Annotated in this window: 14 protein-coding genes; 9 read left to right on the top strand and 5 right to left on the bottom strand. The window is 41.6% G+C overall.

Annotated features, from left to right (window positions below):
* From NZ896_05760 to NZ896_05745, 4 genes are all read left to right on the top strand, one after another.
* Positions 1-226: 5-formyltetrahydrofolate cyclo-ligase (locus NZ896_05760; protein ID MCS7116958.1), on the top strand; the 226-nt coding region annotated here is incomplete at its 5' end.
* Between the two features lie 89 nt (positions 227-315).
* Positions 316-693, top strand: a complete 378-nt coding sequence (locus NZ896_05755; GenBank protein ID MCS7116957.1) for a 30S ribosomal protein S8e — start codon at positions 316-318, stop codon at positions 691-693.
* 38 nt (positions 694-731) lie between these two features.
* Positions 732-1,040: a hypothetical protein gene (locus NZ896_05750; protein ID MCS7116956.1), complete on the top strand. Its 309-nt coding sequence runs from the start codon at positions 732-734 to the stop codon at positions 1,038-1,040.
* A 32-nt stretch (positions 1,041-1,072) separates the two neighbouring features.
* The gene (locus NZ896_05745; protein ID MCS7116955.1) at positions 1,073-2,242 is read left to right on the top strand and encodes a tRNA (guanine(10)-N(2))-dimethyltransferase; all 1,170 of its coding nucleotides are present in this window, start codon (positions 1,073-1,075) and stop codon (positions 2,240-2,242) included.
* On the opposite strand, the gene NZ896_05740 is transcribed toward NZ896_05745, so the two are convergent.
* From NZ896_05740 to NZ896_05725, 4 genes are all read right to left on the bottom strand, one after another.
* Positions 2,239-2,838: an RlmE family RNA methyltransferase gene (locus tag NZ896_05740; GenBank protein MCS7116954.1), complete on the bottom strand. Its 600-nt coding sequence runs from the start codon at positions 2,836-2,838 to the stop codon at positions 2,239-2,241. The genes NZ896_05745 and NZ896_05740 overlap by 4 nt on opposite strands.
* Positions 2,839-2,956: 118 nt before the next feature.
* Positions 2,957-3,379 (bottom strand): transcriptional regulator, encoded by a 423-nt coding sequence (locus tag NZ896_05735; GenBank protein MCS7116953.1) that lies wholly within the window; start codon positions 3,377-3,379, stop codon positions 2,957-2,959.
* Between the two features lie 77 nt (positions 3,380-3,456).
* Complete coding sequence (locus NZ896_05730; protein ID MCS7116952.1) at positions 3,457-4,404, bottom strand: transcription factor IIB; 948 nt, start codon at positions 4,402-4,404, stop codon at positions 3,457-3,459.
* A 2-nt stretch (positions 4,405-4,406) separates the two neighbouring features.
* Positions 4,407-4,649, bottom strand: coding sequence for a Gar1/Naf1 family protein (locus NZ896_05725; protein ID MCS7116951.1), 243 nt, complete (start codon positions 4,647-4,649; stop codon positions 4,407-4,409).
* A gap of 153 nt (positions 4,650-4,802) precedes the next feature.
* Between NZ896_05725 and endA the strand changes: the two genes are divergently transcribed.
* The 5 genes from endA (at position 4,803) to NZ896_05700 (ending at position 8,259) form a co-directional block, all read left to right on the top strand.
* Positions 4,803-5,342, top strand: coding sequence for a tRNA-intron lyase (gene endA / locus NZ896_05720; GenBank protein MCS7116950.1), 540 nt, complete (start codon positions 4,803-4,805; stop codon positions 5,340-5,342).
* Positions 5,339-6,187 carry a UbiA family prenyltransferase gene (locus tag NZ896_05715; protein MCS7116949.1) on the top strand — a complete coding sequence of 283 codons (849 nt, stop codon included), beginning with the start codon at positions 5,339-5,341 and terminating at the stop codon, positions 6,185-6,187. The genes endA and NZ896_05715 overlap by 4 nt, the downstream gene beginning before the upstream one ends.
* Positions 6,188-6,317: 130 nt before the next feature.
* Positions 6,318-7,535 carry an AAA family ATPase gene (locus NZ896_05710; GenBank protein MCS7116948.1) on the top strand — a complete coding sequence of 406 codons (1,218 nt, stop codon included), beginning with the start codon at positions 6,318-6,320 and terminating at the stop codon, positions 7,533-7,535.
* Entirely contained in the window at positions 7,532-7,882 is a 351-nt protein-coding gene (locus tag NZ896_05705) for a hypothetical protein (protein MCS7116947.1), read from the top strand. The genes NZ896_05710 and NZ896_05705 overlap by 4 nt, the downstream gene beginning before the upstream one ends.
* Positions 7,883-7,920: 38 nt before the next feature.
* Positions 7,921-8,259, top strand: a complete 339-nt coding sequence (locus NZ896_05700; protein MCS7116946.1) for a divalent-cation tolerance protein CutA — start codon at positions 7,921-7,923, stop codon at positions 8,257-8,259.
* On the opposite strand, the gene NZ896_05695 is transcribed toward NZ896_05700, so the two are convergent.
* Positions 8,256-8,558: MTH938/NDUFAF3 family protein (locus NZ896_05695; protein ID MCS7116945.1), on the bottom strand; the 303-nt coding region annotated here is incomplete at its 5' end. The two genes, NZ896_05700 and NZ896_05695, sit on opposite strands and share 4 nt — an antisense overlap.

The following is an 8,558-nucleotide window of genomic DNA, read 5'->3' as shown; positions in this document are numbered from 1 at the left end:
TATACAGATCGTCAACAATATTCCTCTTGATGAATACGATGTAACCCTAGATATCATCGTAACACCGACTCGTACCATTCGTGTGAACAAAATTCATTCTAAACCTACTGGTATTATATGGGAGAGATTGCCCCCTCAAAAACTTAACGAAATACAGTTGTTGAAGGATTTAAGAGGTTATCTATCAATATCAACATCGACTTTCAACTTTAATAAAGATGGGTAAATTATTAGTAACTTCAAATTGATGAGATGTTGTATGGAAAGATTTTTACCTTCGATCGATATCTTTGCAAATGCGTGGAGTAGTCTATTATGCCCTACGAAAATATATTGAAGCGCAAACCGAGTGGAGGAAGGAGAAAGCCCCACGCAGGGGTAAGAAAGTACCAACGTGATGAGTATATGATAGAGACTCTTTTGGGGGCTGAGGAAAGGGTGAAGAAGAGAGTGAGGGGAGGCGGTGTTAAAATCGCTTTAAAGATGGGTGAATATGCGAACGTTTTAGACCCCGTATCTAAAAAGGTCACAAAGGTGAAAATCTTAAGGGTTCTGAGTAATCCAGCGAACTTTGATTTTGAACGTAAAGGTGTAATTACGAAAGGTGCAATACTAGATACCGAGCTCGGTAGGGCAAAAGTTACCAGTAGGCCTTCTCAACACGGTGTAATAAACGCCATCTTAATTAAATAATTCCATTAATTCCATAATATCATCATAGAGGTTCTAAGTTGAAGGATTATCAACGTTTGATCATCTGGCTCGATTACTTTAACTCGACTCTAAGTAGAAGTCAGGGTAGAAGGGTTCCTCTGAACCAATCGGTGAGGAATCCTACATTAAAGGAGTTGGAAGAGGCTGCGAAGAGGATTGGCTATCACCCTGAATCTGTCGTTGCCATCTATCCTAAACGAATCTACCTTCAGAGCGGTTACATTTCTATAGAGAAGTTAAAAGCAAAGTCGAAGGTGATAAGAGAAATTGCAAGGGCCCTTGCAATGGTGCGTGGAGAGATAAGGCAAAAAATTGGTAAAGAGTAAATGGTAGCTGAGCATTAATATTATTTATTTGTATGAATGAAGATAAAACGGTCAGGATCGTCGAAGGCAAAACTACTCTCTTTGTACCGAAATCATCCTTAGATGCAAGAGTCCCATCTAAATTACCAGCATTCTTCAACCCCCTCGGTAGACTCGCGCGTGATTTTTCGATCCTTGTCTATAATTCAATAATGATCGATAGATCCGAATCTGAATCTGGTGGCATATCTATGGCCGACTCACTCGCTGGGGTCGGGGCGAGAGGAATTAGAGTTGCGGTAGAGGTTCCCAATATTGATGTCGTTTACCTAAATGACCTAAATCCAACAGCGATCAAATATGCCCGTAAATCGGCCGAATATAATAACGTTCTGCAAAAATGCCGCTTCTCTGTAAAGGATGCTTGCGTATTTCTCATCGAGCATTCAGCCCCAAGCGAGCGCTTTCACATAATCGATATCGATCCATTCGGTTCACCATCCCCATTCCTCGACTGTGGATTAAGAGCGATCAAGGATGGGGGGTTGATCTCCATTACCGCTACAGATACAGCTGTACTCTGTGGTGTGTATCCCAAGGTATCCTTTAGAAAGTATTATGGGTGGTCATTAAGGACAGAATACTGCCATGAGATTGCGATACGCTTACTCTATGGTTCATTAGCGTACTGTGCGATCAGGCTCGATTGTGGAATTCAACCACTCTTTTGCCATACTACCGTTCATTACAATCGAATATACGCCTATATTTACTACAGCAAAGGATCGGCCGAAGAAACTGCGAGCAATCTAGGTTATATTGCACATTGCTTCAAATGTGGTGATAGGTGTGTGAGCAGTACTCCGATAACACATTGTAAAAATTGTGGTGCGAATAAGAGATTGGCAGGCCCCCTCTGGATCGGTAAGATTTACGATAGGCAGATCTTGGATCGAGTCTTGAATCTATCTGAGCAACTGGGTATGAAAGGGTGTATGAAGATCGTGAAGATGGCTATTGAGGAGATCGATTCGCCACCTACATACTACATCACCGATAGATTGTGTAATGAAATCGGTGTAGCATCGATCAGCCCCTCAAAATTGGTGGATGAGCTTAAGAGTAGAGGTTTTAATGCGTCGAGAACGGCGATGAACCCCAAAGGTGTTAAGACCGATGCACCGATATCGGTATTAAAAGAGGTTATTAAGAGCTTGAGTTAATAGCCTCGAAAATCAGTACATAATAAGTATACTTCACTACTCTTACTTCTACTCGCTTTAGGCTTGATGATTCTAACTACCTTAAATACCTTTTCGACCTCCTTAACGATATCGTTGAACATTTCTCCTTCGAATACTTTAAGAATGGCCGAACCGCCTCTGCGCAGAATCTGAGGTAAAATTGAGACGACCCTCCTCGTCAGATCGATCTGCTTTATATGATCCAACTCCCACACTCCCGAGACCTTCGGTGCTAAATCTGAAAGTACCACATCTGCCATCCTCGGTAATTTTGATAATACCATCTTATCTATATCGCCATTCATAACATCGGCAACGATCGTCGATACGTTGCCTTCTATCCCTTCAACCCTTTTAAGATCGATCCCTAACACAAAACCGTCTTTACCTACAGCTTTAGATGCTACTTGAAGCCAACCACCGGGTGCGCAACCGAAATCTACTACAACATCACCCGGTTTTATCACTCTATACTTTTGATTTATTTGAATCAATTTAAATGCTGCCCTACTTCTGAAACCCATCTTCTTAGCGAGTTGCCTATAAAAATCTCGTTTAGCCTCTTGGACCCTCATTTTACATGCTATATCTTTTTCATCTAATTAGTATTTTATCTCTATCCTATTATTCTTTCCATCCTTTATTCTCTGTTTGAATATTCGAGTCGACATTCAGGGTCGATTTCTAATATTCTTAAACCTTGTCCATATTGGCACTTTCATTGGTAACGTGACTCTCTTTTGCGATAAATTCTTCGTACTCTTTCCTAGCCCAATTTATAAGAGAATCACAGGTGTAAGGTGTTACCGCTCCATCCGGTGCACACTTTGCCTCATTCTCACAATTTATACATGGGCTATGCTCGATAGATTCCATCCGAATCGGAAGCCTTAAGGGTGTAAGTCTATACGTCCATCGCCCCTTATCCAAAACCTTCTCACGCCTAATCAAACCCATCTTCTCCAATCTGATAGCGAGCCTTGACCCATCTCTACTTGTCAGACCTAATGATCTCCATAGATCACTTTGAAAGATCCCCTCCTTCCCGCGTTCGATTATCATTTTATAAACCTTCAATGTAAGGTCTCCTTTTCCCTTCTCACCTTCTTGACTCATTACCACTTTCCACCATTTTTATGTATCTCATTAAATAATTGATTTAATGAAGTATAAATAATCTTTTATTCACTTTTTTATTCATCACGTATAGGTTTAAGTATTTGCTTCACATGAAAATTCTCTAGTATTTCACGACATCTATTCCTCACCGTTACTTCGGTCACTCCTGCCACATCGGCTATATCTCTTTGGGGAAGATATTCACCAAGCAAGACCGATGACATGTAAACATAGGCGGCCGCTAAACCTACAGGGGTCTTCCCACTAGAAATCTTACTATCTTTCGTTTGGGCAGCGAGAAATAGCGCGAGCCTCTCCACCTTCGGATCGATCTTCGCCATATTCGTAAACTTCGATATGTATCTCTCTATAGAGAGAGGTGGTATGTATTCTTTCTCTACTTCCTTTAAAACGAATCGATAGTACTTTGCCAATACCTTCTCGTCAATATTCGCAGCGTGGGCGATCTCCTTCAAGGTCCTCCCAACGTTACACTTTCTACATGCAAGATAGATCGATGCACAACTCATACCTATGATCGATTTGCTCTTCGCAACCTTCATCTTCATGGCCGTACGGTATATATGGGCTGCGGTTTCAAAGACCGTTTTGGGTAGGTTAAGGATTGAACAGATTTCATTCATCTTTGAAAGTACGATCGAAAGCCCCCTCTCCTCGGCCGTCAAAACTCTTACTCTCGTATGCCATTTCTTCATCTTATTGATACTCATACGCATGTAAGGATCTAAACCATTCCCATAGGATTCTCCTATATTATTCCCGATTTCTGTAGTCAAACCATAGTCGTGCAGACCTAAGGTTCTTGGCGAGCCCACGTGTACTCGCCTCTGCTTATCTTCTAGATCGATCGCCTTCCACCCCGGCCCCTGATCCTCGACCTTCCCTTTAACTACGAATCCACAGTATGGGCAGACAAATTCGCCCTTCTCACGATCTTCAACAAGAGACTTCTGGCATGAAGGGCACGATGTAATATCTAAATCATTTGAATCTTTTTGCATCTTTACACCTTCTTCACGACCTTAGAAACATACAATTTACTACCTATTAACTTATTGACTCTATCAGTAAGTGGAATCGTTGAGATGTAAGGTGAATTGACGGGCCCGATCATCTCTACGACCTTAGCGACCTTCTTGCCTTTAGAATCGACGAGTATAGAGCCCGGTTCGACCTTCGTTAATGCCTTCAGAATCAACCTTCCACTCCTCGATTGATGAAGCACTATGCCTACCTCTTGCAACATAGAGAGAAACGTTTCTCTAACTTTTAAGTGTGTTGTTAAGAATCGTTTAAAGAATTTGTCAATTTTATTATATTCGATCACAACCTATTTAGAATATGTGTAAAAGATTGGAGAATCATTTAAAGCACTTTTATCTATATATGGCATGGCGGCATGAGCGAAGAGGCCCTACCCATTTATTCAGGACGGCTTTTAAAGAAAGGTGTGATCATCGATGATCCGAATGCAATACAAGAGCTCAAGAATCGTGGCTATGGTGAAGAGGAAGGGGGGAAGCTTAGACTCGAGGATTATGAAGTACTTTATCTTCTCTACATCAATAAGCTGAAGGTTAGCAAGGGAGGGAAGGATATTAGCTTCGATGAGTTTGTAGATTATTCGTTGAAGAAGGATCCGAATGCGTGGACAAGGTTCTTGATCTATCGAGATTTAAGAAGTAGAGGGTATGTGGCAAAAGGGGGTTTTGGTTTTGGAGTAGATTTTAGAGTTTATGAAAGAGGTACCTATGGGTCAAAGCCCGCCAAGTACCTGGTATCTGGGTTGAATGAGGGGAGGGAGATGAGTTTAAAAGATTTGAGCCAGATGGTAACTCAGGTTTCGAGGATGGGGAAGGATATGATTTTAGCGGTAATCGAAAGGAGAGGGGAAGTGATTTACTATCAAGTATCAGGGATGAGGTTTGAGCGAAGATGAGTATCATAGCGAGTATAACTTTGATGAGGCCTATAAATTCGCTCATGGTCGGTTTCGCCGTCCTGGTAGGGGTGGTGATCGCTTCGCCCAAAATGATATTCTCACCCCAATCTCTACTGGGCTTTATGACGGGCTTCTTCATATCCTCCTACTCTATGGTCGTCAACGATTGTTACGATTTAGAGGTCGATCGTGTAAATAATCCTCACAAACCTTTGCCAAGTGGGAAGGTTACGATCAAATCGGCGATTCTACTATCGATCGTTCTATTGATGATAGGTTTATTCAGCGCTATCTTGATCAGTACTTTTAACTTCCTCATCGCTTTAACCTTCGCCATAATCGCCTGGATCTACAACTCTTGGGGGAAGAGGAAAGGTTTGATCGGGAATATGATGGTCGCCCTCTCAGTATCGATACCTTACATATACGGTGGTTTCGCGATCGGTAAGTTAGATGACCTATTAATATGGTTTTTAACGATCATATCATTCCTCGCAGCAACGGGGAGGGAGGTGGTAAAGACGATTTCGGATGTTGAAGGCGATAAATTGAGGGATGTAAAATCGGTAGCAAGGGTGTATGGTAGTGCATATGCAGCCCGCTTCAGTGCGACTTTATTCTTGGTAGCGGTAACACTCAGCTTTTTACCGATCATCTTTAGAATCGTCGGTTTAACCTATACTCTATTGATCCTTATACCCGATGCCATCTTCGTTTATGCATCGATCAGCATCCTTAAGGATTATACTCCTCAGAATGCATTAAGGATCAAGAAGGTTACTTTGATGGGGATGTTCATGGGCTTGGTATCATTCGTGGTAGGAGGGGTATTTCGATTTTGAAGAATGAAACCCTCCAATACCCTCCCACACCGATCTTAACTCATTATGGTGAGGCGATATTAATAACAATTAATAACGTACTTTATCTAGATCTTTATTTAGATCTAATTTTTGATGGTTGGAGATTTTAATGTGGACTGAGAAGTACCGACCCTCGAACCCATACCTTCTGGTGGGCAATGAAGAAAGTAGATTGGGATTTATCGATTGGTTGGAGAATTGGAAAGAAGGTGAAAAGCCAGCACTCTTGATAGGCCCTCCCGGTACGGGGAAGACGACCTTGGTCTACGCTACAGCCAATCTCTTGAATTATCGAGTTATAGATTTGAATGCGAGTGATGTAAGGACGAAGGAGAAGCTCGAAAGAATTTTGAGCCCAGCATTATCATCTAAAGGCCTTTTTAATGAGAAGGTCTTGATCTTTCTGGATGAAGTCGATGGTATTTACGGCAGGGCCGATTACGGTGGTATGGAATTCGTTAATGAGTTGATCAAAATCGGTAGAGTTCCTGTGGTATTCGCAGCCAACGATGAGGAAGACGAAAGGATAAGGAAGTTGATGTCCCAAACCAACGTATTCCACTTTAAACGCATTCCTCCCAAGTTGATAGAACTTTACCTCTCATACATTTTGGAGAAAGAAGGTATCAAGCTGAATAAGAAGGATTTGGGGAATATCGTTCGTTCAGCGAATGGCGATTTAAGGGCTGCCATCAACACTACTTACGCTTACGCGTTGGCTGTAAAGGAGGGTGGAATATCTGTACTTCATGAGAGGGATGAAACCTTTAATCTGTTAGAAGGTTTAGATATGTTGTTATCTGCCGATTCGATCGATGAGATATATAGTTATGTGAAGAGGTGGAACGGTCTACCGGTGGATAAAGTTAGACTCATTTACAATAGCGTTATGAGTAGCAATCTGAGCATCGAAGAACTGGTCCCGATACTCAACGCCCTCTCAACTATCGATATTTTAATCGGGAGGATAAATAGGACTCAAGAGTGGAGACTTCTCAGATACTTTGATGAATTACTCGCTTATTCACTATTTCAAACTATCCCAAGAGGTAAAGTAAAGCGGAGTGAGGATAGTATCCCATGGCAGCTAAAGGTTAGAATATGGAATGAATCGAAAGCATTCAAATCGATCGGGCTGAAACTCGCAAAGCTCTTCCACACATCGAGTAATACAGTCATCGATCTTTACCTACCCTATATGGCTGTGATCTTAAAGCGAAGTAAGATCGATCTGGAGAAGTTCTGTGACCTTCTAGGGTTCGATGAAGGTTCAAAAAAAGTATTTATGAAAGAAGTAGATAGAGTTTGGGAGGCCGTTAAGAGATGAAGATCGTCCTCGATGAATGGTTTAGACTCCCCAAGTTGGGTAGTGATGATTTTATCAAACTTGTGAAGGAGGCCAATTTAAAGTACGAGAGTAAGTACGGGTTTAAAGCAGATATAAATACTAACCTCCCTATGGTGGCATCGATCCTTAAGTCTGTATTGGGCAAGGATGTGGAATTCGCGATCAAGTGCTTCATCTGTGGAAAGGTGATCAAATGCAGATTGTGTGATTATGATGATATTTGTGATAAATTGAGGATATCTCCAAAATGCATATGCAACGAATGTGAGAAGAAGAACGATCTCTACGCCCTATACACCTCGCTCTTGGCGATGCCCAAAAGTTAAAATCATAAAGTATGAAGAATTTAGATGGTTGAAGATATATGAGTGTGGATATGGGTGATTACATACATATTGTGACGACCACAAGTAGTAAGGATGAGGCTGAGAAGATCGTTAAGATCCTCGTGGAGAGGCGTTTGGCTGGCTGTGCCCAAATTATAGGGCCAATAGCGAGTATGTATTGGTGGAGAGGTAAGATCGAAAGGGCGGAAGAGTGGTTATGTATCATTAAATCTCGCAACGATCTCTACAGTGAAGTAGAAGCTGTCATTCGCGCAAATCACTCTTACGAAGTGCCTGAAGTATTAGCTATACCGATCGTTAAAGGAAGTGATGATTACATCAGATGGTTAAATAGTGAGTTGAAAAGAAGGGATTAACAGGTTAGGTGAAGTGCTGCGACTACCTTCTTCGATCTAGATAATTGGTTGTAAATCTCACATGCGCTAGTGGTCTTCTCTACTATCAATTCCACACCCCTCGATTCCAAAAACTTCTTCGTTTCAGGCAAAACCTTCATATAACCATTATAACCTGTACCTACGACCAAAACTTCAGGTTTTTCATTGATAATGTCCTTTATATCATCGATACAAAGTTCGTGCCCCACTTTCCTCCACCATTTACTATCTACACGATCCGGATAGATAATGACATCACTCCTATACTCTTTACCATC

This window comes from Nitrososphaerales archaeon, assembly GCA_025058425.1.
Lineage (GTDB): Archaea > Thermoproteota > Nitrososphaeria > Nitrososphaerales > JANXEG01 > JANXEG01.
The sequence above is the reverse complement of the archived record's forward strand: the minus strand, read 5'-3'. Positions and strand labels throughout refer to the sequence as shown.